The organism is Streptomyces sp. NPDC085932, from assembly GCF_044540525.1.
GTDB lineage: Bacteria > Actinomycetota > Actinomycetes > Streptomycetales > Streptomycetaceae > Streptomyces > Streptomyces levis.
In genome coordinates this window covers 242114-265153 of sequence record NZ_JBITSJ010000003.1, presented here as the reverse complement: position 1 = coordinate 265153, position 23040 = coordinate 242114, and the positions used below count along the sequence as shown (strand labels likewise).

The following is a 23040-nucleotide window of genomic DNA, read 5'->3' as shown; positions in this document are numbered from 1 at the left end:
CCCCGTCCACCGGTGGGTGGACGGGGCCCTGTCATGACAGGCCCGGGGCCGAGGGTTACTCGGACAGGACCGCCTCGGCGTCCAGCGTCACGCCGACCGCCTGGATCACGGACGCGATCTTGAACGCCTCCTGGACGACCTCGCGGTCGATGCCGGCCTTGCGCAGGACCTGCTCGTGGGAGTCCAGGCACATGCCGCAGCCGTTGATGGCGGAGACCGCGAAGGACCACAGCTCGAAGTCGACCTTGTCGACGCCCGGGTTGCCGATGACGTTCATCCGCAGACCCGCGCGCAGGGTGCCGTACTCGTGGTCCGACAGCAGGTGCCGGGTGCGGTAGAAGACGTTGTTCATCGCCATCACCGCGGCCGCGGCCTTGGCCGCCGTGTAGGCCTCCGGCGACAGGGTGGCCTTCGCCTCGGGCTCCAGCTCACGCAGCACGATCGGGGAGCGCGAGGCGATGGCGGTCGCCAGCACCGTGCCCCACAGCTGCTGGGCCGGCAGGTCCGAGTTGCCGATGACCGAGCCCAGGTTGAGCTTCAGGTCCTTGGCGTAGTCCGGTATGCGGGACTTCAGGGAGTCGAGGGACATGCCTCACTCACCGGCCAGCAGCTTGACCGGGTCCAGGGTCTCGTCGCCCTTGGACCAGTTGCAGGGGCACAGCTCGTCCGTCTGGAGCGCGTCGAGGACCCGCAGGACCTCCTTCGGGTTCCGGCCGACGGATCCGGCGGTCACCATGGAGAACTGGATCTCGTTGTTCTGGTCCACGATGAAGACCGCGCGCTTGGCGAAGCCGTCCTCGCCCTCGATGCCGAGGTCGCGCATCAGCTCGTGCTTGGAGTCGGCCATCATCGGGAAGGGCAGGTCACGCAGGTCGTCGTGGTCCTTGCGCCAGGCGTGGTGGACGAACTCGGAGTCGCCGGAGAAGCCGAGGACCTGGGCGTCGCGGTCGGCGAACTCGTCGTTCAGCTTGCCGAAGGCGGCGATCTCGGTCGGGCACACGAAGGTGAAGTCCTTGGGCCACGCGAAGATGACCTTCCACTGACCCTCGTAGGTCTTGTGGTTGATCTGCTGGAACTCCTTGCCCTTCTCCAGCGAGACGCAGGCGGTCAGGTCGAACTCGGGGAACTTGTCACCGACAGTGAGCACACGCTCTCCTTGCAGCGAAGAAACTCCCGGATTGCGGGCGTTTCCCATGGGTTGGACGGTGTTGATGTTGGCACAGCGTCGATTGATTACGGAAATAGCTACACTCGGTCGGGTTGATCGGAGGTAGTTATCAGTGACGGTGGGTAGTAAGCGCAGGCAGCCGAGCCTGGCCCAGCTGCGGGCGTTCGCGGCGGTCGCCGAGCATCTGCACTTCCGGGACGCGGCGGGGGCGATCGGCATGAGCCAGCCCGCCCTGTCGGGCGCCGTCTCGGCGCTGGAGGAGACACTCGGAGTGACGCTCCTCGAGCGTACGACGCGCAAGGTGCTGCTCTCGCCCGAGGGCGAGCGGATCGCCGTACGGGCCAAGGCGGTGCTGGCCGAGGTGGGCGCGCTGATGGAGGAGGCCGAGGCGGTGCGGGCGCCGTTCACCGGCGTGCTGCGGCTCGGGGTGATCCCGACCGTGGCGCCGTATCTGCTGCCGACCGTGCTGCGGCTCGTGCACGAGCGCTATCCGCACCTGGATCTGCAGGTGCACGAGGAGCAGACCGCCAACCTGCTCGACGGTCTGGCCGCCGGGCGTCTCGACCTGCTGCTGCTCGCCGTGCCGCTGGGCGTCCCGGGAGTGGTGGAACTGCCCCTGTTCGACGAGGACTTCGTGCTCGTCACCCCGCTCGACCACTGGCTCGGCGGCCGCGAGGGCATCCCGCGTGAGGCGCTGCGCGAACTGAACCTGCTGCTGCTCGACGAGGGGCACTGCCTGCGTGACCAGGCCCTCGACATCTGCCGGGAGGCCGGCCGCGACGACGTGCCGGTCACCACGACCGCCGCCGGACTGTCCACGCTGGTGCAGCTGGTGGCGGGCGGGCTCGGGGTGACGCTGCTGCCGCGCACGGCCGTCAAGGTCGAGACCTCGCGCAGCAACCAGCTCCTCACCGGCTACTTCGCCGACCCGGCACCCAGCCGCCGGGTCGCCCTGGCGATGCGGGCGGGGGCCGCGCGCGCCGCGGAGTACGAGGAACTGGCGGCCGCCCTGCGCGAGGCGCTGCGGCCGCTGCCCGTACGGGTCCTGGGCCGGGACGCCTGACGCCGTCCCGGCCCGGACGTGGGGCCTACTCGGTGCGCAGCCCGTCCGGCCGCATCAGTTTCAGCAGCGGCGGCAGGCTCAGCAGCGTCACCGCCAGGACGACGCCCGCGCCGATCCCGGTCATCGACAGCACACTCGGCCAGTCGATCCGGACGGACAGGTTCACCATCCGCAGCAGGACCGCCCCCAGGGCCATGCCCACCGTCGCGGCCAGCAGCAGGCCCAGCCCGATCGGGATCGCCGTCTGCCACAGCACCGACAGGCCGAGGGTGCGGCGCCGGGTGCCGAAGGCGACCAGGGACGACAGCAGCTTGCGGCGTTCGCGCAACTGCTCCAGCTGCGAGACCAGCAGGCTCGCCCCGATCAGCGCCAGCACGGCCGCGGCGCCGACGAGCAGGCCGGTACGGATCGTGGCGTAGCGCTCGTTGCGCTCCACGGCGTGCCAGACGATCGGGTCGACCGTGGGGTCGATCCGGGCCGCGGTGTTGCGCACGTACTCGTAGGCGTTCGGCTCGCCGGGGGAGAGGCTCAGGTAGAGCTCCTGCTGCGCGAGCGAGGCCAGCTCCGAGGAGTCCGCGCCCGGCGTGATGAGGATGCCGCCGCGTTCGGTGCCGGTCGGGTCCTCGCGGGACTCGGCCCGCCGGATGTCCCGCGGCACGGTCCAGGAGACGTCCTTGCCGGGCCGGTCCCCGGCGTCCAGCCACAGCGTCTTGCCCGGCTTGCCCAGCTTGATCGTGTCGGTGTCGTACTCCGCGCCGCGGACGGCGAAGACGTCACCGTCGCGGCAGGAGGGCAGGGTGGCCACCTCGCGCAGCGAGGCGCAGTCGCCGAGGGTGATCTGGACGATGGACTCCGCGTCGGCGCCCCGGCCGGAGACGTAGGCCTCCGACAGAGCGGTGACCTTGCGGACACCCTCGGTGTCGCGGAACTTCCCGGCGACGGAGGCGCCGTCGAGACGGTCGGGCACGCGCACCTGCATCTGGGCGCGGGACACGTCGTAGCGCGACGCGGCGGTGTAGCTGCCCTCCACGCCGGCGAACAGCATCTGCAGCGCGATCGCGCCGGCCACCGCCACCGCGATGCCGTTGACCATGCGGGCCGCCGCGCCGCTGCTCAACTGGAGCCTGCGCACGGCCAGCTGCCAGGCGACCCCGCCCGAGCCGAGCCGGGCCACGACCGTCTCGACGACCCAGGGCAGCAGGGCCGTGACGCCGACGAGCAGCAGCATCACGCCGCCGACCACGAGGTACTGGTTGAAGGTGCCCCCGTCGTCGCCCTGCCCGATCATCGGGGCGAGCATCGCCAGCCCGCCCAGCGGCAGCAGCAGCCGCCACCACAGCCGGCGCCGTGCGGGCCTGGCCGTGCGCACCACGCCGAGCGGCTCGATGACCACTCCGCGCAGCGCGAACAGGGTCACCAGCACCGCGGCCGTCGGCACGGCCAGCGCGACGAGCGCGGCCAGCAGGGGGGAGGGGTTCAGATAGCTCGGGAAGACGCTGACGTGGAACACGTCCACCGAGGCGGCGAGTTCACGTCCGAGCAGGAAGAAGCCGGTGCCCAGGACGAGTCCCAGCACGGATCCGGCGAGGGCCTCGCCGGCGGCGATCCGCCGGGTCATCCGGCCGTCGGAGCCGACCAGTCGCAGCGCCGCGAGCCTGCGGTCGCGCCGCTCGCCGCCGAACCGCACGGCGGCCGCGATGAACACGGCGACCGGCATCAGCAGCACCACGAAGACGACCAGGACCAGCAGGAGCAGCACCGGGTCCCAGGGGTCGGGCGAGCCCAGGTCCGGGTTGCCGAAGCTGTCGATCCGCGCGCCCGCGGTGCCGGAGCCGAGCCGGTCGGCCAGCTTCTCGCCGCCCGCGTAGAAGGCGAGTTCCTGCGAGCCGATGAGCCCCTGCTCGCCGATGGTGCCGGTGATCCGGTAGGGCAGCCGCTCCCGCAGCAGCTTCCCCTCGCCGGACGCGAGCAGTTCCTTCAGCGCGGGGGAGACGACCATGGTGCCGGCGGCCGGGAACCCCGAGAGCCCCGGCGGCAGCGGGGCCTCGGGGCCCTCCTGCTCCAGCAGGCGCCCGCGCACGTCCCGGTCGCGGAACGTGGTGTCCGCGTCCAGCACGACCAGGGTGTCGTCGGCCTTCGGCATCTCCTGCTGGCCCAGCGTGTGGTCGCTGCGGGCCTCCTCGCGCCGGTCGCGTTCCGTCAGCGCGTTCGGCAGGGCGGTGGTGAGCAGCAGCAGCGCCACGCCGAGCCCGACGCCGACGGCCGTGAGCAGCGCCCGGGTCCACCCCTCACGCCCGCCCGCGAGGGCGAACCGCATCCCCAGGGCCAGGTCCCGCACCCACTGCCGGACGTTCATACGACGCGCTCCATGTCCCGGGACTTCCCGTCCCGTACGACGATCTCGCGGTCGGAGTACGCGGCCACCCGGGCCTCGTGCGTGACGAGCACGACGGCCGTGCTGGCCGACCGGGCGGCGTCAGTGAGCAGTTCCATCACTCGCTCGCCGTTGAAGGAGTCGAGCGCGCCGGTCGGTTCGTCGGCGAAGACGACCCGCGGGTTGGTCACCAGCGCCCGGGCGACGGCGACCCGCTGCCCCTGACCGCCGGAGACCTCACCCGGCCGCTTGCGGCGCAGGTCGTCCACCTCCAGCAGCTCCATCCACGCGAGGGCCGCCTTCTCGGCCTCCTTGCGGGGGGAGCCGTTCAGCCGCAGCGGCAGGGCCACGTTCTCCACGCAGGTCAGTTCCGGCACGAGCTGCCCGAACTGGAACACGAAGCCGAACTCCGAGCGCCGCAGCGCACTGCGCTCGGCATCGCTCATCGCGGTGACCTCGCGCCCGTTGTACGTGATCGAGCCGGAGTCGGGCGGGACGATCCCGGCCAGGCAGTGCAGCAGCGTCGACTTGCCCGACCCGGACGGGCCCATCACGGCGACGACCTCGCCCGGGTGGATGGAGAACTCGGCACCGTCGAGCGCGGTGGTCGGCCCGTAGGCCTTGCGCAGGTCCTGGGCGGTGAGCAGGGAGCCGGCGGGAATCGTCATCGGGTCACCGCCTCGCGGAGCTTGTCCAGACGCGCCGCGGTCAGCTCCAGCCAGCGCAGGTCCGCCTCCAGGTGGAACAGCGCGTGGTCGCAGATGAGCTGGTCGGCGAGGTCGCCCTTGCGCTTGCGGTCGGTGAGGATGCGCATGCTGCGCAGGTGCTCCGAGCGCTGCGTGTCGAGGATGTCGGCGGCGTCGCGGTGGGTGAGCAGTGCGAGGACGACCTTGGTGTACAGGGCCGACTGCAGGTACGGCTCGGGCTTCTCCGGCGTCGCGAGCCAGCGCTCGACGTCGGTGATGCCGGCCTCGGTGATGGCGTACCGCTTGCGCTCGGGACCGCCGCCGGCCTCGATGCCGTCGACCTCGACCAGCCCGTGCTTCAGCAGGCGGGACATCGTCGAGTAGACCTGGCCGTAGTGGAGCGGCCGGTCGTGACCGAACTTCTCGTCGAAGGCCCGCTTCAGGTCGTAACCGTGGCGCGGGCCGGACTCCAGGAGCCCCAGGAGAGTGTGACCGATGGACATGACGAGGACTGTACACGGTGTGTATACGCGGGATGTATACGCCGAGTGTGCAGATCATGGCGGGGTGTGCGCCCGCGCAGGTCGCGGGGGCTTGTCACGGTTCCGCAACAGCCCCCCCCGGTCCGTTCAGGCCTGCGGGGGCGCGGGCGGGGAGCCGCCCTGCGAGCCGGGCGGCCGGCCCCGCCGGGGCAGCGGGCCGGTCTCCCGCGGCAGCCGCCCCGCCTCGGCCAGGGCCCGCCGCAGCAGGAACTCGATCTGCGCGTTCGCCGACCGCAGCTCGTCCCCGGCCCACCGCGCCAGCGCCTCGTACACCGCCGGGTCCAGCCGCAGCAGCACCTGCTTGCGCTGCTGCGGCCGCCGCGGGGAGGGGGAACCCTCGGAACGAGCCGTCACTGGTAGAGCGTCCCGGCGTTGAGGACCGGCTGCGGTGCCCGGTCGCCGCACAGCACCACCATCAGGTTGGAGACCATCGCGGCCTTGCGCTCCTCGTCGAGGGTCACGAGGTCCTGCTCGGTGATCCGGGCGAGCGCCGACTCGACCATGCCCACGGCGCCCTCCACGATCTGCCGCCGGGCCGCGACCACCGCTCCGGCCTGCTGCCGCTGGAGCATCGCCGAGGCGATCTCGGGGGCGTAGGCCAGGTGCGTGAAGCGCGACTCGATGATCTGCACGCCGGCCGCCTCCACGCGCGCGTGCAGCTCGACCGCGAGCTTCTCGGTGATCTCCTCGGCGTTGCCGCGCAGCGACAGGCCGTCCTCCTCGTGGGCGTCATAGGGGTACTCGATGGCGATGTGCCGCACGGCCGCCTCCGTCTGCGTGGAGACGAACTCGATGTAGTCGTCCACCTCGAACGTCGCCTGGGCGGTGTCCTCGACGCGCCAGACCACGACCGCGGCGAGTTCGATCGGATTGCCGTAGGCGTCGTTGACCTTCAGCACCGCCGTCTCGTGGTTGCGCACGCGGGTGGAGATCTTCGTGCGCGAGGTGAAGGGGTTCACCCAGCGCAGGCCGTCCTGCCGGATCGTCCCCCGGTACCGGCCGAACAGCTGGACCACGCGGGCCTCGCCCGGCGCGACCATGTTCAGCCCGCACATCGCGAGGAACGCCGCGAGCGCGACCAGGATGCCGCCGATGATCAGGGCCACCTCGGCGCCGGTCGCGGAGACCGTCGTGGCGGCCGCGATCAAACCCGCACCGGCCAGCAGTCCGAGCAGGCCGAGCAGCAGGGCGAGCCCGCCGCCGATGCTGTGCGCGGCGAACTCGCGGACGCGGGGCGCCGGCATCTCGGGCACGTCCGCTGTGACCTGGGCGTCGTGTGTCGTCATGGGTGATCCCCCGGTTTCTCCGAGAAGCCGCTTCTGCATAGCTTCTGTCTAGCTAAGTGATATCACTTTACCCCGCCATGGCAACCCCACACGTGTCTCGTACGTCGGTTCCGGTGGGATGGGTGCTGATTGTCACGTCCGCAAAGACCCGGATCGGCGGCCCTTTCTCTTATCTCCCGGTGTTAGCTTTCTGAGCTGACCTGAGCGGCGAACCTGTGTGACATGTGAGCACACATGAACGAAGCGGAGCGGATCGGACCCATGGGACGAGCGGAAGAAAGACGCGCCCGACAGCGCGGTGGGCGCCGGGCGGCACCCAAGCGCCGCCGTTCGTCGGGCACGGCCGGGAAGAGCGGCATACGCAGACTCTTCACCTGGAAGAAGATCCTCGGCACCTTCCTCGGCCTGTGCCTGCTCGGGATGGGCGCCTTCATCGTGCTGTACATGGTGATCGACATCCCCGAGGGGAACGCCGACGCCAAGCGGCAGAGCAACATCTACCAGTACAGCGACGGCTCGATCATGGCCCGCGACGGCAAGGTCAACCGCGAGGTCGTCGACCTGGCCCGCGTCCCGAAGGACGTCCGCCTCACCTTCGTCGCCGCCGAGAACAAGACCTTCTACAAGGACGCCGGCGTCGACCTCAAGGGCACCGCACGCGGCCTGTTCAACACCGTGGCCGGGCGCGGCGCGCAGGGCGGTTCGACGATCACCCAGCAGTACGTCAAGAACTACTACCTGACGCAGGAACAGACGGTCACGCGCAAGCTGAAGGAACTGGTCATCTCGCTGAAGCTGGACCGGGAGAAGTCCAAGGACTACATCCTCGCCGGCTACATCAACACCAGCTACTACGGCCGGGGCGCCTACGGCATCCAGGCCGCCGCCCAGGCCTACTACCGCACCGACGCCGAGAAGCTCTCCGTCGCGCAGGGCGCCTACCTCGCCGCGCTGCTCCAGGCCCCCAGCCAGTACGACTGGGCCGTCGCCTCGGACAACGGCAAGAAACTGGTGAAGGCGCGCTGGAACTACGTCCTGGACAACATGGTCGACGAGGGCTGGCTCAGCGCCTCCAAGCGCGCCGGGATGAAGTTCCCGGTGCCCAAGGACCCCAAGCCCGCCCCGGGCATGGAGGGCCAGAAGGGCTACCTGGTCAACGCGGCCAACGCGGCCCTGGAGCGACAGCTGGTCGCCGAGGGCGCCGCCGACAGCGCCAAGGAGGCCGAGGCGATGGTCAACGCCGGCGGCTGGACCCTCACACTGAACATCGACAAGAAGAAGCAGGCGGCGCTGGAAAAGTCCGTCCGGCGGCAGCTCACCAGCAAGCTCGACCCCGGCAAGCGCAAGGTCGACGGGGCCGTCCAGGCCGGAGCCGTGTCCGTGAACCCCAAGACCGGCGCGGTGGTCGCGATGTACGGCGGTGAGGACTACTTCAAGCACTACACCAACAACGCCACCCGCTCCGACTACCAGCCCGCCTCCACGTTCAAGCCGGTCATCCTGGCCGCGGCCCTGGAGGAGCGGGCCCGGACGCAGGACGGCAAGCCGATCACCGCCGACACGATCTACGACGGCACCAGCAAGCGCCCGGTCGTCGACAACGGCAGCAAGGTCGGCTTCGCCCCCGAGAACGAGGACGACGCGGACTACGGCCCGATCTCCGTCCAGACGGCCATGAACAAGTCCGTCAACAGCGTCTTCGCGCAGATGGGCGTCGACGTCGGCATGTCCGAGGTCGTGAAGGTCGCCGGCAGGCTCGGCATGGACACCGAGAACATGGAGGCCGTGCCCGCGCAGACCCTCGGCAGCATGGGCGCCAGCCCGCTGGAGATGGCCGGGGTCTACGCGACCCTCGACAACCACGGCAAGAAGGTCACCCCGGCCCTGTTGAAGTCGGCCGAGCACCTGAACCGGACCGTGACCATGCCCGACCCGGTCGGCGACGAGGTCATCAGCCGCGAGGCCGCAGACTCGGTGACCTCGGTGCTGACCGGCGTGGTCGACGACGGCACCGCCCGGGCGTCCGTGCGCGACAACCCCCTGCGCGACGGCCAGCCGGTCGCCGGCAAGACGGGTACGTCCGACAACAACAAGTCGGCCTGGTTCGTCGGCTACACGCCCGACCTGGTCACCTCGGTGGGCCTGTTCGGCGAGGACCCCAAGACCCATGCCCAGGTCCCGATGTACAAGGCGGGCGGGCAGCCCCGGGTCAACGGCGGTGGCTTCCCGGCGCAGATCTGGGCGGCGTACACCTTCGGCGTGATGGGCGACGTCGACAGGTTCGACCTGGACACACGGCAGGGCGCGGCCGTCCGGCCCACGTGGACACCGACACCGTCCCAGTCGCCCACCCGGGAGCCGAGCCAGGAGCCGACCACTGAGGCGCCGTCGTCGTCCCCGCCGCCGACCACGCAGGAGCCGTCCACCATCCCGCCGACCAAGCCGTCGTCGTCCCCGCCCGCCTCCACCCCGCCGACGAAGCCGTCGACGACCCCGCCGGACGACGGCGGTGGCCCGTTCGACCCGATCAAGCCGGACGAGGACGAGTAGGGCACACACGAAGGGCGCCCGGTGTGCACCGGGCGCCCTTTCGTCCGTCCGTGCGGCGGCTCAGCCGCGGTTGAGCTCGAACCACACCACCTTGCCCGTGCTGAGCCGGGTCGCGCCCCACCGCCGGGCCAGCCGGTTCACCAGGTACAGGCCACGCCCGCCCTCGTCGGTGGCACGGGCCTGCCGCAGCCGCGGCAGCTGCGGGACGTCGTCACCCACTTCGCAGCGCAGCACGTCCGTGCGCAGCAGCCGCAGGGTCACCGGCCGGGACGCGTACCGCACGGCGTTCGTCACGACCTCGCTGACCAGCAGCTCCACCGAGTCGCTCAGCTCCTCCAGGCCCCAGCGCTGCAGCGCGCGCCGGGCCAGCCGGCGGGCCCGGCCGGGAGCGGCGTCCTCCGGCTCCAGGAACCAGTACGCCACGTCACTGGGCGCGATCCCGTCGAACCGGGCGGCGAGCAGCGCGATGTCGTCGTCCCGGTCGCCCGGGCCGAGCATGTCGAGCACCTCGTCGCACAGCGCTTCCAGGGGCGGCGGGTGGTCGGGACCGGTGAGCTGCGCGGTCGCGGCGAGCTTCTCCCGCAGCTGCTCGATGCCGGTCCACACGTCCCGCAGGCGCGACTCGACCAGGCCGTCGGTGTACAGCAGCAGCGTCGCCCCGGCCGGGGCGTCCAGCTCCACCGCCTCGAAGTCGACGCCGCCGACCCCGATGGGCGCACCGGCCGGCACGCGCAGCACCTCGGCACGGCCGCCCAGGTGGAGCAGGACGGGCGGCGGATGACCGGCGTTGGCGATGGTGATGCGGTGCGAGACCGGGTCGTAGACCGCGTACAGGCAGGTCGCCATCCGGTCCACGCCGAGGCGCTGGGCCTGTTCGTCGAGGTGGTGCAGGACCTCCTGCGGGGGGAGGTCCAGGCCGGCGAGCGTCTGGGCCGTCGTGCGCAGCTGGCCCATGATGGCGGCCGACGTCATGGAGTGGCCCATCACGTCACCGACGACCAGGGCGACCCGGCTGCCCGGCAGCGGGATCGCGTCGTACCAGTCGCCGCCCACCCGGGCCGTCTCGGCGGCGGGCAGATAGCGGGAGGCGAGCCGCACGCCCGTCGGGCGGGGCAGTGTCTCCGGCAGCATCGTGCGCTGCAGCTCGTCCGCGATGTAGGCCTCGCGGCCGTACAGCACCGCCTTGTCGATGCCGAGGGCGCTGTGCGTGGCGAGCTGGGCGGCCACCAGCAGATCGTCCGGCTCGAAGGCGATGCGCTCGGGGCGGCGCAGGAACAGGGCGGCACCGATCACCCGGCGCCGGCCGCGCAGCGGCGCGAGAATGGCGCGCTGCCCGTCCGGTACGGCGAACTCGCCGCCCTCGCCGAGCAGTTCCGGCAGGGCGGCACGGGCCGCGGGGGCGTCGGTGAACACCGGGCGCACACCCCGCAGCACCTCGGCGAGCGCGCTGCCGGGCCGGACCTCGCACAGTTCGGCGCCGACCGAGTCCAGCTCGTTCGGCTCGGGCTGCGCGGCCGGCAGGAAGCCGTTCTCGGTGTCGCGCTCCGCCGGTATCCGGTCGGTGCGGCGCAGCCGCAGCACCAGCGGGCCGGTGGGCCGCTCGTCGCCGACGGGCAGCGGGTCGCGCAGGTACACCAGGATCGCGTCGGAGAAGGTCGGCACGGTCGCCCGGCACAGCCCCATCACGATCTCGTCCAGGTCGATGCCGCGGGCGATGCGCCGCGTGGCGGCCCCGACGAACCGCAGCCGGTCCCCGTCGCGCCGCATGGGCGTGGGCCGGCCCGGGGGCAGACTCTGGCCGGTGCGCCGCTCCTGCCCGTCGCCGGTCGCCGCCTGCCGGTCCTGCTCGTCGGCCGGCTGGAGCGGGATGCCCTCGGGGGCGGGGCGCGGCCGGGGGGCGTCGCGCTCGGCGGTCTGCTCGGCACCCGGCTGGGAGTGCTCGGAGGCGGGGTCGCTCACGGTGTCCTTGCCCTTGCCGAACGGCGTGGAGGTGTCCGGCTGCGACGTGCCCGGCGGGGTGTGGGCCGTCGAGACCGGAACGGTGACGTCGCCGCCGCAGCGGCCCTGGACCGGTAAGGCGCCGGGCGCACGCGCCGGTGTCGAGGTATGCACGAGCGCCCCGCGGGGGTCCGCGGGGTCGACGCCCGTCTGGGGGCGTTCGAAGGAGGTCGGCTGCTCCGTCACGCGTGTCGAATCCATCCGTCCGGGGCTGCACGCCAGGTGTGCAGCTGGTCCCGCCGAAACTCCGATACCCGGAATACGTGCCCCAGGAACGGAATTCCCGCGTGGTCAGAGGTTGTTCCTGTGCCACCGGCGGGCCGTCCGCGGCCCGTGGAGCCCACGACGCAGGCCCTGCCGGTGTTGCCCTCGTACCCCTCGCTCACGTCCTGCCGCCCCTCGGTGACGATCGGTCAAGCTCAGCGCGTGCTCCGGTAGTTGCCGCCGCGCGCCCTTGCGGAGGACGATCCTACGTTTCTTGCCCGGGGGCGCATCAAGGGTCTCATGAGGACACGTGCGCGGGCGTACGATCCCAGTCCTCCGGCAGTGACGGTACCCCCCAGGACGGATCCGGGCGCCAGTGCTGCCAGCCTTCCGAGAACGGCGGCCCCCAGGCCCGGATCACCTCCACCGCGGCCCGCCCCGCGGTCCGTACCCTTTCCGCCTGTTGGTCGTCCATCAGCCCGTCCCGCCGGGCCTGGGCGAACTCGTCCTCGTCCCGCCAGTGCCAACTGCGGTCGGGATGGACGGAGATGTCCAGGAAGTGGTCCTCGGAGTCGACGCCGCCCTCCCAACGGGCCAGCGGCTGCTCCAGGTTCACGTACCAGTTCTTGAACCGCCAGCCCGGCTCCCAGAACAGCCAGACCGACCAGGGCTCGCCGGGCCGGGCGAGCTTGAGCACGCCCGTGCCGAACCACCGGTCGCGCTGCACGGTGCGGGGCTTGGTGTAGCGCGACTCCAGCGGCTCCTGGTGCACCGGCGTGCCGTCGGCCAGCACGGGCTTCACGCACTCGGTGCCGGGCGCCAGCCACACGGCGAGCACCTCCGCGTCGTCCCGGACGACGGTGACCGGACGCGCGATGTGGATGTGCGTGCCGCCGTTCTCCCGGTACCGCCACAGGATCCGGCTCCCGGGCGCCCAGAAGCCCGTCGCACCGCCCTTTGCCTCGCGTCTCACCGCTCCGCCCTCCGCCATGGACAGATATTAGGTGCCATGGGCATACGACGCTGCGGCGCGTGTCACGGTTCACGCGCCGGGCGTACGTGCGCCACCTGTGGTCACGGACGCGTCATCCGCAGGACGTCCAGGGCCTCGTCGAGCTGCTCCAGGGTCAGGTCCCCGCGCTCCACGTACCCGCCGTCCAGCACGACCTGACGGATCGTCTTCCGCTCGGCCAAGGACTTCTTGGCGATCTTGGCGGCCTCCTCGTACCCGATGTACTTGTTGAGCGGCGTGACGACCGAGGGGGAGGACTCCGCGTACTCCCGCGCCCGCTCGCGGTCGGCGGTGATGCCGTCCACGGTCCGGTCGGCGAGCAGCCGGGAGACGTTGGCGAGCAGCCGGACGGACTCCAGCACGTTCTTCGCGATGACCGGCAGCATCACGTTGAGCTCGAAATTCCCCGCGGCGCCGGCCGTGGCGACGGTGGTGTCGTTGCCCATGACCTGGGCGGCGACCATGAGCACCGCCTCCGGGATGACCGGGTTCACCTTGCCCGGCATGATCGACGAGCCGGGCTGGAGGTCGGGCAGCGCGATCTCGGCGAGGCCGGTGCGCGGCCCGGAGGCCATCCAGCGCAGGTCGTTGGCGATCTTCGTCAGTCCGACCGCGATGGTCCGCAGCTGCCCGCTGGTCTCGACGACGCCGTCCCGGGCGCCCTGCGCCTCGAAGTGGTTCCGTGCCTCGGTGAGGGGCAGCCCGGTGGCGCGGGCGACCTCCTCGATGACGGCGGCGGAGAAGCCGGGCGGGGTGTTGATGCCGGTGCCGACGGCCGTACCGCCCAGCGGCAGTTCGGCGAGCCGGGGGAGGGAGGCCCGCAGCCGCTCGACGCCGTAGCGCACCTGGGCGGCGTACCCGCCGAACTCCTGCCCCAGCGTCACGGGCGTGGCGTCCATCAGGTGGGTCCGCCCCGACTTCACGACGTCGGCGAACTCCTCCGCCTTGCGCTCCAGGGCGGCGGCGAGGTGCTCCAGGGCGGGGATCAGGTCCCGCGTCACGGCGGCGGTGGCCGCGATGTGGAGGGAGGAGGGAAAGACGTCGTTGGACGACTGGGAGGCGTTGACGTGGTCGTTCGGGTGCACGGGGCGCCCGAGCCGCTCGGTGGCCAGGGTGGCGATGACCTCGTTGGTGTTCATGTTGGACGAGGTTCCGGACCCGGTCTGGAACACGTCGACGGGGAAGTGCTCGTCCCACCGGCCCTCGGCGACCTCGCCGGCCGCGTCCTGGATCGCCTCGGCGACGTCCTTGTCCAGGACCCCCAGCTCGGCGTTGACCTTGGCCGCCGCGCCCTTGATCCGGGCGAGGGCCTCGATGTGCGCGCGCTCGATGCGCTGCCCGGAGACGGGGAAGTTCTCCACCGCCCGCTGGGTCTGGGCCCGCCACTTGGCGTGCGCGGGCACCCGTACCTCGCCCATGGAGTCGTGCTCGGTGCGGTACTCGGTCCTGTCCTGCTCGTCGGTCATCGACGATCACCTCCACGTGTCACAGCGTCAGCGCCGCGACCACTGTTCCCCGTGGAGGCGATTCGTCACCGTCGTCGTCAGGCGAGTCCGGGACCGCGTACCGGAATGGACGTGAACGTCGGCGCCGGGGCCGGGTCCTGGAAGAAGTCGTTGCCCTTGTCGTCGACGACGATGAACGCCGGGAAGTCCTCGACCTCGATCTTCCAGACGGCCTCCATGCCGAGCTCCTCGTACTCGACGATCTCGACCTTCTTGATGCAGTCCTGGGCCAGGCGCGCGGCCGGGCCGCCGATCGAGCCCAGGTAGAAGCCGCCGTGGGTGTGGCACGCGTCGGTGACCTGCTTGCTGCGGTTGCCCTTGGCGAGCATCACCTTGGAGCCGCCCGCCGCCTGGAACTGCTCCACGTAGGAGTCCATCCGGCCGGCCGTCGTCGGGCCGAACGAGCCCGACGCGTAGCCCTCGGGCGTCTTGGCCGGGCCGGCGTAGTACACCGGGTGGTCCTTCAGGTACTGCGGCATCTCCTCGCCCGCGTCCAGCCGCTCCTTGATCTTGGCGTGCGCGATGTCGCGCGCCACGACCAGCGGGCCGGTCAGCGAGAGCCGGGTCTTCACCGGGTACTTGGTGAGCTCCGCGAGGATCGTCTCCATCGGCTGGTTGAGGTCGATCTTCACCACGTCGCCGCTGTCGTCGAGCTGCTCGTCGGTGGTCTCCGGCAGGAAGCGCGCCGGGTCCGTCTCCAGCTGCTCCAGGAAGACGCCCTCGGCGGTGATCTTCGCGACGGCCTGGCGGTCCGCGGAGCAGGAGACGGCGATGGCGACCGGGCAGGACGCGCCGTGCCGGGGCAGGCGCACCACGCGCACGTCGTGGCAGAAGTACTTGCCGCCGAACTGCGCGCCGATGCCGATCCTCTGCGTCAGCTCGAAGACCTTCTGCTCCAGCTCCTTGTCCCGGAAGCCGTGCCCCAGCTCGGAGCCCTCGGCGGGGATCTCGTCCAGGTAGTGCGCGGAGGCGTACTTCGCCGTCTTCAGCGCGTACTCGGCGGACGTGCCGCCGACGACGATCGCCAGGTGGTACGGCGGGCAGGCGGCCGTACCGAGGGAACGGATCTTCTCCTCCAGGAACCTCATCATGGAGGACTCGTTCAGGACGGCCTTCGTCTCCTGGTACAGGAACGACTTGTTGGCCGAGCCGCCGCCCTTGGCCATGAAGAGGAACTTGTAGGCGTCGCCGTCGGTCGCGTACAGCTCGATCTGCGCGGGGAGGTTGGAGCCGGTGTTCCTCTCCTCCCACATGGTGAGCGGGGCCATCTGCGAGTAGCGCAGGTTCAGGTTCTGGTAGGCGTCGTAGATGCCGCGGCTCAGGGCCTCCTCGTCACGGCCCTGCGTGAGCACGTTCTGCCCGCGCTTGCCCATCACGATCGCCGTGCCCGTGTCCTGGCACATGGGGAGCACGCCCGCCGCCGCGATGTTCGCGTTCTTCAGCAGGTCCAGCGCCACGAACTTGTCGTTGCCCGACGCCTCGGGGTCGTCGATGATCCGGCGCAGCTGCGCGAGGTGGGCCGGGCGCAGGTAGTGCTGGATGTCGTGGACGGCCTCCTCGGCGAGCTTGCGCAGCGCCTCCGGCTCCACCTGGAGGAAGGTCCGTCCGTCCGGCCCCTCGACCGTGGAGACACCCTCGGAGGTCACCAGCCGGTAGGGGGTGGTGTCCTCTCCCTGGGGGAGCAGATCGGTGTACGCGAACTCAGGCATCTCAGCCCATTCCTCACTCTACGGACGGCGGCCCGCCTCCTTTGGCGAGCGCCAACCAGCGTAGAACCTGCCACTGACGGCGAGCTTGTGAGGTAAGGCTCAGTTCGTCACCTCCGCGCCGGCTCGGGGGAAGCCGGGCCGGGGGGTGTCGCGATCTATCGTGTTTCGGTACGCTGCTGCCGTGGACCTTCAGAAGCAGGACCCTCACCCGCAGACCGGCCCCGCCGTCTCCGAGCTCCGCGCCTCCGACGCCGAGCGCGACCGCATCGCCGACATCCTGCACGACGCCCTCGCCGAGGGCCGTCTCACCGCGGACGAGCACGCCGAGCGCGTCGAGGGGGTGCTGCGCGCCAAGACGGTGGGTGAACTGGAGGTCTTCATCCGGGACCTGCCCGCCGCGCACGGCCCGCGCCCCGCCCCCGCCCCGGCGCCGCACCGCCCCACGGCCGGCGCCATCCCGGTCGAGCCGGACGACAACGTGGTCGCGATCTTCAGCAGCGCCGTCCGCAAGGGCCGCTGGCGCGCGGGCCGCCGGATCCACGCCTACGCGATCTTCGGCAGTGTCGAGATCGACCTGAGCGAGGCGCTCTACAACCACCAGCAGGTCGTCATCAAGTCCTACGCCGTCTTCGGCAGCGTCGAGATCCGCGTCCCGGAGAACGTGTCCCTGCGCGGCATCGGCGGCGGCGTGCTCGGCAGCTTCGAGGTCGCCACCCTCGACTCGGGCGAACCGGAGGCCCCCGTGGTCTACGTCGACGGCTGGGCCGTCCTGGGCAGCGTCGAGGCGCGGCCCAAGCGCGGCAAGCTCGTCGCGGACATCCTGGACCGGGTGCAGCGCAAGGTCGACCGGAGTCTGCGCAAGCACCTCGGGCACTGACGGTCGCGCAGCAACCGGAAGCGGCGGTTCGGAACTCAGTGCATAGGCGCGCGCACAGCGGGTAGGCCTTGCTGCATCGTCTCTCGCTCGCGAAGCCGTCGTCAGGAGTAGACCGTGCTGCAACCGCCGCATTCGTCCCTGCAGGTCGCTGCCGTTCCGGCCCCGCGGGTGCCAGCGCGAGACAGGGACCAGGACGCCCCGTGGCACACCGAGGCGGTGTGCCGGCGCGACGAGGCGGGCCTGTTCTTCGCCCCCTCCAAGGAGCCCACCGCCGCCCGGCTCTCCCGGGAGGAGGCGGCCAAGCGGGTCTGCGCCCGCTGTCCGGTCATGGTCGAATGCCGCGAGCACGCCCTGCTCCAGCCCGAGCCCTACGGCGTCTGGGGCGGCCTCACGGCGGCCGAGCGCCGCGTGGTCCTGGCCCGGCGCCGCCGCCGCGACCTGGAGCTGAAGAAGGCGGCCCGCTCGGCGAACCAGATAGCGGCCGCCGGCTGACTTCCGAACAGCACGGAGCAGGGCGCCCCCACCGCACCGGGGACGCCCTGCTTCTCTGTGTGGAGCCGGGCGGAACGCCCTGGGGTGCTACTTCCCCTTGTCGAAGTCGATCGCGCTGTACGCCCGCAGCTTGGAGAGCCGGTGCTCCGAATCGATCCTGCGCACCGTGCCCGAGCGCGAGCGCATCACGATCGAGTCGGTCGTCGCCGTCTCGGCCCGGTAGCGGACCCCGCGCAGCAGCTCCCCGTCCGTGATCCCGGTCGCCACGAAGAACACGTTCTCCCCGGTCACCAGGTCCTCGGTGGTCAGCACCCGGTCGAGATCGTGGCCCGCGTCGATCGCCCGCTGCCGTTCCTCGTCGTCCTTCGGCCACAGCTTGCCCTGGATGGTGCCGCCCAGGCACTTGACCGCGCAGGCCGAGATGATGCCCTCGGGGGTGCCGCCGATGCCGAGCAGCAGATCGACGCCGGTGCCCTCGCGCAGCGCCAGGATCGAGCCGGCCACGTCACCGTCGGAGATCAGCTTGATGCGCGCCCCGGTGTCCCGGATCTCCTTGATGATGCCCTCGTGCCGCGGCCGGTCCAGGATCACCACCGTGACGTCCTCGGGGGCGGACCGCTTGGCCTTGGCGACCCGGCGGATGTTCACCGACACCGGCGCGTCGATGTCGACGAAGTCCGCCGCCTCGGGGCCGGTGACGAGCTTGTCCATGTAGAAGACGGCGGACGGGTCGAACATCGACCCGCGCTCGGCGGCGGCCAGCACCGCGATCGCGTTCGTCATGCCCTTGGCGGTCAGCGTGGTGCCGTCGATCGGGTCCACGGCGATGTCGCACTCGGGCCCGGTCCCGTCGCCCACGCGCTCCCCGTTGAACAGCATGGGGGCCTCGTCCTTCTCGCCCTCGCCGATCACGACGACACCGTTCATCGAGACGGTGGAGACGAGGGTCCGCATGGCGCGGACCGCGGCACCGTCGGCGCCGTTCTTGTCACCGCGTCCGACCCAGCGGCCCGCGGCCATCGCCGCCGCCTCGGTGACCCGGACCAGCTCCAGGGCGAGGTTGCGGTCGGGGGCCTCGGAGGGCACATCGAGTTCGGACGGCAAGTGATGATGCTCGGTCATCGGAGCGCACCTTTCTGTACGACGACGGCCGGATGAGGGCTTTGTCGCCCGACTCTATCTCCGAGCCCGCAAAATGAGCAGGGCCCCCCACGGATGAGCGCAGCAGGGACCTGCGACGATAGGGGGCGTGGCAGGCACGAACGGCAAGCAGAAGACGGCGCGGGACATGATCCTCTCCCTCGGGGTCATCATCCTCGTGGCGGGCGTCATGTACCTCTTCATCCCGCACGACGACAGCGAACCCGACCTCAAGCGCGTCGACTACCGGATCGAGCTGCTCACGGCACGCCGCGCCGCCCCGTACCCCGTGGCCGCGCCCGAGGGCCTGCCCGGGGCGTGGAAGGCCACCTCCGTCCGTTACCGGGCCGACGACTTCGACACCTGGCACCTCGGGTTCCACGACCCCGAGGGGGAGTACGTGGCGGTCCAGCAGTCCACTCAGCGGCGGCCCGTCTTCCTCGACGAGGCGACGCAGGGTGCGCGGGAGACCGACAGGACCGAGAAGATCGACGGCCGGACGTGGACCCGCTGGGAGGGCGGCCGGTACGACGCGCTGGTGCTGGAGGGCACCGAGGGCTCGACCACGGTCGTGACGGGCACCGCCTCGTTCGCGCAGCTGACGAAGATGGCGCAGGCGCTGCAGACGAAGTGACCGCGCACGAGGAAGGCCCCCGGCGACCGTGCCGGGGGCCTTCCTCGCAGCGGTGCGGCGCGGACGCCGTCCGTGGCTCAGACGGTCGTCACGACCTGGTCGAACTCCAGGCGCGGGGAGCGCGGGTACCAGGCGTCCGGGCCCGGGCGGCCGATGTTGACGACCATCAGCGGGGTGTGGTCGTCGTCCAGGAACTCCTTGCGCACGCCCTCGAAGTCGAAGCCGGTCATCGGGCCGGCGGCCAGACCGGCGGCGCGGACACCGACGATGAAGTACGCGGCCTGCAGCGCGGCGTTCATCGCGGCGGCGCTCTCGCGCACCGGACGCTCGGCGAAGAAGGCGTCCTTGGCCTGCGGGAAGGCCGGGAACAGGTGCGGCAGCTCCTCGTGGAACTCGTTGTCCGCGGAGAGGATCGCGACCAGCGGGGCGCTCGCGGTCTTGGCCCGGTTGCCCTCGGCCATGTGACCGACCAGGCGCTCGCGGGCCTCGGGGGAGCGGACCAGCGTGATGCGCAGCGGGGTCTGGTTGAAGGCGGTCGGGCCGTACTTGACCAGGTCGTAGATCGCCTGCACCTGCTCGTCCGTCACCGGCTCGTCGGTGAAGGTGTTGGCGGTGCGGGCCTCGCGGAACAGGAGGTCCTGGGCTGCGGGGTCAAGAACGAGAGACATGAACGAAAACCTTCTCGGGGTGTACGTCGGGTCCGGGGTGCCGGACCGGCTGACGTCTGCGACAGTACGCCAATGAAGTTCAACGTTCAACTAAATCCGGGGTGTGGTGATCGGCTTCACAGTGCGTCACCCAGTGATCTCCGGGGCCCCGCAGCGGGGACCCGGCCGCGCTACTCGGCGTCCTCGCCCTCCGCGGCCTCCTCCGCCAGCGCCGCGTCCAGCCGCGCCCGCGCCCCCTCCAGCCAGCGCCGGCACACCCGGGCCAGCTCCTCGCCGCGCTCCCAGAGCGCCAGGGACTCCTCCAGCGTCGTACCGCCCGCCTCCAGCCGGCGGACGACCTCGATCAGCTCGTCCCGCGCCTGTTCGTACCCGAGCGCCTCGTCCGTGCCCGGCGCCTGCTCCACCTCGCTGGTCATCCACCCACCCTATGTGTCGACTCGTACGGAGAACTCACCCTCGGAGACCCGCGCGCGCAGGACCTCACCGGCCGCCACCTCGCCCGGGTCGCGGACGGCGTGCCCGTCCGCCCGCTGGAGCACGGCGTACCCGCGCTTGAGCGTCGCGGCGGGGGAGAGGGCCACCACGCGCGCGTGCGTGTGCGTCAGCTCGGAGTCGGCGCGGTCCAGCTGGTGCCGCAGGCAGCGCCGGCCGCGGTCGAGCAGGTCCGCCACCTGGTCGGCCCGCTCGTCGATCATCCGGTGCGGATCCTGTATCGACGGCCGGGCGAGCGCGTGCGCCAGGCCGCGCTCCTCCCGGTCCAGCAGCGCCGCCACGCAGCGCCGCGCCCGGTCCCGCAGCAGCCGTACGCGCTCGTACTCCTCGCCGACGTCCGGCACGACCTTCTTGGCCGCGTCGGTCGGGGTCGAGGCACGCAGATCGGCCACGTGGTCCAGCAGCGGGTTGTCCGGCTCGTGGCCGATGGCCGACACCACGGGCGTACGGCACTGCGCGACCGTGCGGATCAGCTGCTCGTCGGAGAACGGCAGCAGGTCCTCCACGCTGCCGCCGCCGCGGGCGACGATGATCACGTCGACGTCGTCGAGCGCGTCGAGCTCCTTCACGGCCTGCACGACCTGCGGCACCGCGTGCACGCCCTGCACGGCCACGTTGCGCACCTCGAAACGCACGGCGGGCCAGCGGTGCCGGGCGTTCTCCAGCACGTCCCGCTCCGCCGCCGAGGCCCGGCCGCAGACCAATCCGATCAGCTGCGGCAGGAAGGGCAGCGGCTTCTTGCGCTCCGGCGCGAACAGGCCCTCCCGCGCGAGCGCCTTCTTCAGCTGCTCCAGCCGCGCCAGCAGCTCCCCGACCCCGACGGGCCGTATCTCGGCGGCCCGCAGCGACAGCTGCCCGCGCGGGGCGTACCACTCGGGCTTCGCCAGGACGACCACCCGGGCTCCCTCGCTCACGACGTCCGCGACGGCGTCGAACACCTGCCGGTAGCAGGTGACGCTGACGGAGATGTCGTGCGACGGGTCCCGCAACGTCAGGAACACCACACCGGCACCCGGCCGCCGCGACAACTGCGTGATCTGCCCCTCGACCCACACCGCCCCGAGCCGGTCGATCCACCCCCCGATCAGCCGCGACACCTCGCCGACGGGCAGCGGGGATTCCGGAGTCGTGTTCACAGCCATGCCCGCGAGCGTAGTGGCCACCGCTGACAACGCGGTTCACCGGCCGCGGCGCGGGGCGGGGCCGGTCAGTCCGCCGCGGGCGGAGTCGTAGTGCCGCGGCGTTCCTGGACGAGAAGCACCACCAGCCCGGCCGCCAGCCACACCGCGCCGACCACCTGGGCCGAGCCGGATGCCTCCACGATCACGGCGACGGTGATCGCCGCTCCCAGCACCGGCACCAGCAGATGCCGCCACCAGCTCACGGCGCCGCCCCGGCGCTTCACCACGAACCAGCCCACCACGCTCGCGTGCAGCAGCGTGAACGCGGTCAGCGCGCCGATGTCCACCACCGACACCAGCTGGTCCATCCCGTCGTCGTGGCGCGCCGCCCACACCGCCGCCACCAGCGTCACCACGGCCGCGCACAGCAACGCCACCCGCGGCACCCCGGCACTGGTCCGGGACAGCACGCGCGGCAGCCGCCGGTCCCGGCCCATCGCGAACAGCAGCCGAGCCGCCGCGGCCTGCCCGGCCAGCGCCGCGAACGCCGCGCCGATCGCCTTGCTCACCGCGACCAGGTCGTGCAGCCAGGTGCCGACCGAGGCGTCCACCGTGTCGTAGAACGCCGTCCCCTGCCGCCCCGGCTCCGCCGCCAGCCGCGCCGACGACACCGGCTCCAGCAGCGCCACCAGATACGTCTGCGCGACGAACAGCACACCCGCCAGCGCCAGGCAGAACAGCAGCGCCCGCGCGATCTTCGCCGAGCCGCCGGTGACCTCCTCCGCGAACGAGGCGATCGCGTCGAACCCCAGATACGACAGCACCGCCACCGACACCGCCCCGAGCACCGCCGACACCGCGAACGCGCCCTGCGTGCCGTCCCCCGACAGCGGCGACAGCCAGCCCCGCTCGGCACCGTCGCGGGCCAGCACCACCAGCGCGGCCACGACGAAGACGACCAGGACCACGACCTCCAGCACCAGCACCAGGAAGCCCACCCGGGCCGCCGCCCGGACACCCCACAGGTTCAGCAGCGTCGTCACGGCGACCGCGAGCGCCGACCAGACCCACCGGGACACCTCGGGGACCAGCGCGTTCATGGCGACCCCGCAGAACAGGTACGCCACCGCCGGGATCAGGACGTAGTCCAGCATCGCCATCCAGCCGGCGACGAAGCCGGCCTCCTTCCCGAGCCCCGCGCGCGCGTAGGCGAACACCGAACCCGCCTGCGGGACGACCCGGACCATCTGGGCGTAGCTGAACGCGGTGAACGCCATCGCGACCGTCGCGACGACGTACACCAGCGCCACCGCGCCGTGCGACTTCGCGTCCAGCGTGCCGAACACGCCGACCGGGGCCATCGGAGCGATGAACAGCAGCCCGTAGACGACCAGGTCCCGGAAGCCCAGACTGCGCCGCAGCGCGTGTTCCCCGTCGACCGCGCGGGCCCGCGCCCCCGTCTTCGCCATCGTGGCCCGCCTCCGCCTTCCGTCCCTCACACCGCGTTCGTTCAGTCTTC

At 71.6% G+C, this 23040-nt stretch carries 21 protein-coding genes; 5 read left to right on the top strand and 16 right to left on the bottom strand.

Annotated elements, in window-relative coordinates; all coding sequences use genetic code 11:
* Positions 1-55 precede the first annotated feature (55 nt).
* Complete coding sequence (locus ACIGAQ_RS17240) at positions 56-589, bottom strand: alkyl hydroperoxide reductase (protein WP_399783589.1); 534 nt, start codon at positions 587-589, stop codon at positions 56-58.
* 3 nt (positions 590-592) lie between these two features.
* A complete protein-coding gene (locus tag ACIGAQ_RS17235) occupies positions 593-1147 on the bottom strand; it encodes a peroxiredoxin (RefSeq protein WP_311679782.1) in 555 nt (184 codons plus the stop codon).
* A gap of 139 nt (positions 1148-1286) precedes the next feature.
* On the opposite strand from ACIGAQ_RS17235, the gene ACIGAQ_RS17230 reads away from it, so the two are divergent.
* A complete protein-coding gene (locus ACIGAQ_RS17230) occupies positions 1287-2231 on the top strand; it encodes a LysR substrate-binding domain-containing protein (protein WP_399784594.1) in 945 nt (314 codons plus the stop codon).
* 25 nt (positions 2232-2256) lie between these two features.
* On the opposite strand, the gene ACIGAQ_RS17225 is transcribed toward ACIGAQ_RS17230, so the two are convergent.
* The 5 genes from ACIGAQ_RS17225 to ACIGAQ_RS17205 all read right to left on the bottom strand — a co-directional run bounded on the left by ACIGAQ_RS17225 (position 2257) and on the right by ACIGAQ_RS17205 (position 7119).
* The gene (locus tag ACIGAQ_RS17225; RefSeq protein WP_399783586.1) at positions 2257-4587 is read right to left on the bottom strand and encodes an ABC transporter permease; all 2331 of its coding nucleotides are present in this window, start codon (positions 4585-4587) and stop codon (positions 2257-2259) included.
* Positions 4584-5273 (bottom strand): ABC transporter ATP-binding protein, encoded by a 690-nt coding sequence (locus ACIGAQ_RS17220; protein WP_399783583.1) that lies wholly within the window; start codon positions 5271-5273, stop codon positions 4584-4586. Before ACIGAQ_RS17220 ends, ACIGAQ_RS17225 begins: the two co-directional genes overlap by 4 nt.
* Positions 5270-5794, bottom strand: coding sequence for a PadR family transcriptional regulator (locus ACIGAQ_RS17215; protein ID WP_311679774.1), 525 nt, complete (start codon positions 5792-5794; stop codon positions 5270-5272). Before ACIGAQ_RS17215 ends, ACIGAQ_RS17220 begins: the two co-directional genes overlap by 4 nt.
* A gap of 126 nt (positions 5795-5920) precedes the next feature.
* Positions 5921-6187 carry a hypothetical protein gene (locus ACIGAQ_RS17210; protein WP_399783580.1) on the bottom strand — a complete coding sequence of 89 codons (267 nt, stop codon included), beginning with the start codon at positions 6185-6187 and terminating at the stop codon, positions 5921-5923.
* Positions 6184-7119, bottom strand: a complete 936-nt coding sequence (locus ACIGAQ_RS17205; protein ID WP_399783577.1) for an SPFH domain-containing protein — start codon at positions 7117-7119, stop codon at positions 6184-6186. Before ACIGAQ_RS17205 ends, ACIGAQ_RS17210 begins: the two co-directional genes overlap by 4 nt.
* A 261-nt stretch (positions 7120-7380) precedes the next feature.
* Between ACIGAQ_RS17205 and ACIGAQ_RS17200 the strand changes: the two genes are divergently transcribed.
* Positions 7381-9669 (top strand): transglycosylase domain-containing protein, encoded by a 2289-nt coding sequence (locus ACIGAQ_RS17200; RefSeq protein ID WP_399783574.1) that lies wholly within the window; start codon positions 7381-7383, stop codon positions 9667-9669.
* Between the two features lie 60 nt (positions 9670-9729).
* On the opposite strand, the gene ACIGAQ_RS17195 is transcribed toward ACIGAQ_RS17200, so the two are convergent.
* The 4 genes from ACIGAQ_RS17195 to ACIGAQ_RS17180 all read right to left on the bottom strand — a co-directional run bounded on the left by ACIGAQ_RS17195 (position 9730) and on the right by ACIGAQ_RS17180 (position 16097).
* A complete protein-coding gene (locus ACIGAQ_RS17195) occupies positions 9730-11868 on the bottom strand; it encodes a SpoIIE family protein phosphatase (RefSeq protein WP_311679766.1) in 2139 nt (712 codons plus the stop codon).
* Positions 11869-12169: 301 nt separating this feature from the next.
* On the bottom strand, positions 12170-12862 hold the full coding sequence (locus tag ACIGAQ_RS17190; RefSeq protein WP_362278413.1) for a DUF402 domain-containing protein: 693 nt from the start codon (positions 12860-12862) through the stop codon (positions 12170-12172).
* Between the two features lie 83 nt (positions 12863-12945).
* Positions 12946-14349: a class II fumarate hydratase gene (locus ACIGAQ_RS17185; protein ID WP_399783570.1), complete on the bottom strand. Its 1404-nt coding sequence runs from the start codon at positions 14347-14349 to the stop codon at positions 12946-12948.
* Positions 14350-14426: 77 nt separating this feature from the next.
* Positions 14427-16097: a fumarate hydratase gene (locus tag ACIGAQ_RS17180; protein ID WP_399783567.1), complete on the bottom strand. Its 1671-nt coding sequence runs from the start codon at positions 16095-16097 to the stop codon at positions 14427-14429.
* A gap of 181 nt (positions 16098-16278) precedes the next feature.
* Between ACIGAQ_RS17180 and ACIGAQ_RS17175 the strand changes: the two genes are divergently transcribed.
* On the top strand, positions 16279-16974 hold the full coding sequence (locus tag ACIGAQ_RS17175) for a DUF1707 domain-containing protein (protein ID WP_311679757.1): 696 nt from the start codon (positions 16279-16281) through the stop codon (positions 16972-16974).
* A 114-nt stretch (positions 16975-17088) separates the two neighbouring features.
* Complete coding sequence (locus tag ACIGAQ_RS17170) at positions 17089-17466, top strand: WhiB family transcriptional regulator (RefSeq protein WP_311679755.1); 378 nt, start codon at positions 17089-17091, stop codon at positions 17464-17466.
* An 87-nt stretch (positions 17467-17553) separates the two neighbouring features.
* Here ACIGAQ_RS17170 and glpX read toward each other — a convergent pair whose 3' ends face one another.
* Positions 17554-18588 (bottom strand): class II fructose-bisphosphatase, encoded by a 1035-nt coding sequence (gene glpX, locus ACIGAQ_RS17165; protein ID WP_094055093.1) that lies wholly within the window; start codon positions 18586-18588, stop codon positions 17554-17556.
* A 127-nt stretch (positions 18589-18715) separates the two neighbouring features.
* Here glpX and ACIGAQ_RS17160 point away from each other — a divergent pair, with 127 nt between their 5' ends.
* On the top strand, positions 18716-19240 hold the full coding sequence (locus ACIGAQ_RS17160) for a DUF4245 domain-containing protein (RefSeq protein ID WP_311679752.1): 525 nt from the start codon (positions 18716-18718) through the stop codon (positions 19238-19240).
* A gap of 77 nt (positions 19241-19317) precedes the next feature.
* Here ACIGAQ_RS17160 and ACIGAQ_RS17155 read toward each other — a convergent pair whose 3' ends face one another.
* The 4 genes from ACIGAQ_RS17155 to ACIGAQ_RS17140 form a co-directional block, all read right to left on the bottom strand.
* Positions 19318-19908, bottom strand: a complete 591-nt coding sequence (locus ACIGAQ_RS17155; protein WP_311679750.1) for a malonic semialdehyde reductase — start codon at positions 19906-19908, stop codon at positions 19318-19320.
* Between the two features lie 170 nt (positions 19909-20078).
* Positions 20079-20324: an exodeoxyribonuclease VII small subunit gene (locus ACIGAQ_RS17150; RefSeq protein ID WP_094055096.1), complete on the bottom strand. Its 246-nt coding sequence runs from the start codon at positions 20322-20324 to the stop codon at positions 20079-20081.
* A 9-nt stretch (positions 20325-20333) separates the two neighbouring features.
* A complete protein-coding gene (xseA, locus tag ACIGAQ_RS17145) occupies positions 20334-21542 on the bottom strand; it encodes an exodeoxyribonuclease VII large subunit (RefSeq protein ID WP_399783561.1) in 1209 nt (402 codons plus the stop codon).
* 65 nt (positions 21543-21607) lie between these two features.
* Positions 21608-22990, bottom strand: a complete 1383-nt coding sequence (locus ACIGAQ_RS17140; RefSeq protein ID WP_399783558.1) for an APC family permease — start codon at positions 22988-22990, stop codon at positions 21608-21610.
* Between the last annotated feature and the right edge of the window lie 50 nt (positions 22991-23040).

Bases quoted from the DNA above. Each gene is read 5' to 3' on its own strand.
- ACIGAQ_RS17220 (WP_399783583.1), bottom strand. From the start codon at position 5,273: ATGACGATTCCCGCCGGCTCCCTGCTCACCGCCCAGGACCTGCGCAAG.
- ACIGAQ_RS17140 (WP_399783558.1), bottom strand. From the start codon at position 22,990: ATGGCGAAGACGGGGGCGCGGGCCCGCGCGGTCGACGGGGAACACGCG.
- ACIGAQ_RS17155 (WP_311679750.1), bottom strand. From the start codon at position 19,908: ATGTCTCTCGTTCTTGACCCCGCAGCCCAGGACCTCCTGTTCCGCGAG.
- ACIGAQ_RS17240 (WP_399783589.1), bottom strand. From the start codon at position 589: ATGTCCCTCGACTCCCTGAAGTCCCGCATACCGGACTACGCCAAGGAC.
- xseA (WP_399783561.1), bottom strand. From the start codon at position 21,542: ATGGCTGTGAACACGACTCCGGAATCCCCGCTGCCCGTCGGCGAGGTG.
- ACIGAQ_RS17195 (WP_311679766.1), bottom strand. From the start codon at position 11,868: ATGGATTCGACACGCGTGACGGAGCAGCCGACCTCCTTCGAACGCCCC.
- ACIGAQ_RS17205 (WP_399783577.1), bottom strand. From the start codon at position 7,119: ATGACGACACACGACGCCCAGGTCACAGCGGACGTGCCCGAGATGCCG.
- ACIGAQ_RS17180 (WP_399783567.1), bottom strand. From the start codon at position 16,097: ATGCCTGAGTTCGCGTACACCGATCTGCTCCCCCAGGGAGAGGACACC.
- ACIGAQ_RS17200 (WP_399783574.1), top strand. From the start codon at position 7,381: ATGGGACGAGCGGAAGAAAGACGCGCCCGACAGCGCGGTGGGCGCCGG.
- ACIGAQ_RS17215 (WP_311679774.1), bottom strand. From the start codon at position 5,794: ATGTCCATCGGTCACACTCTCCTGGGGCTCCTGGAGTCCGGCCCGCGC.
- ACIGAQ_RS17150 (WP_094055096.1), bottom strand. From the start codon at position 20,324: ATGACCAGCGAGGTGGAGCAGGCGCCGGGCACGGACGAGGCGCTCGGG.
- ACIGAQ_RS17190 (WP_362278413.1), bottom strand. From the start codon at position 12,862: ATGGCGGAGGGCGGAGCGGTGAGACGCGAGGCAAAGGGCGGTGCGACG.
- glpX (WP_094055093.1), bottom strand. From the start codon at position 18,588: ATGACCGAGCATCATCACTTGCCGTCCGAACTCGATGTGCCCTCCGAG.
- ACIGAQ_RS17185 (WP_399783570.1), bottom strand. From the start codon at position 14,349: ATGACCGACGAGCAGGACAGGACCGAGTACCGCACCGAGCACGACTCC.
- ACIGAQ_RS17225 (WP_399783586.1), bottom strand. From the start codon at position 4,587: ATGAACGTCCGGCAGTGGGTGCGGGACCTGGCCCTGGGGATGCGGTTC.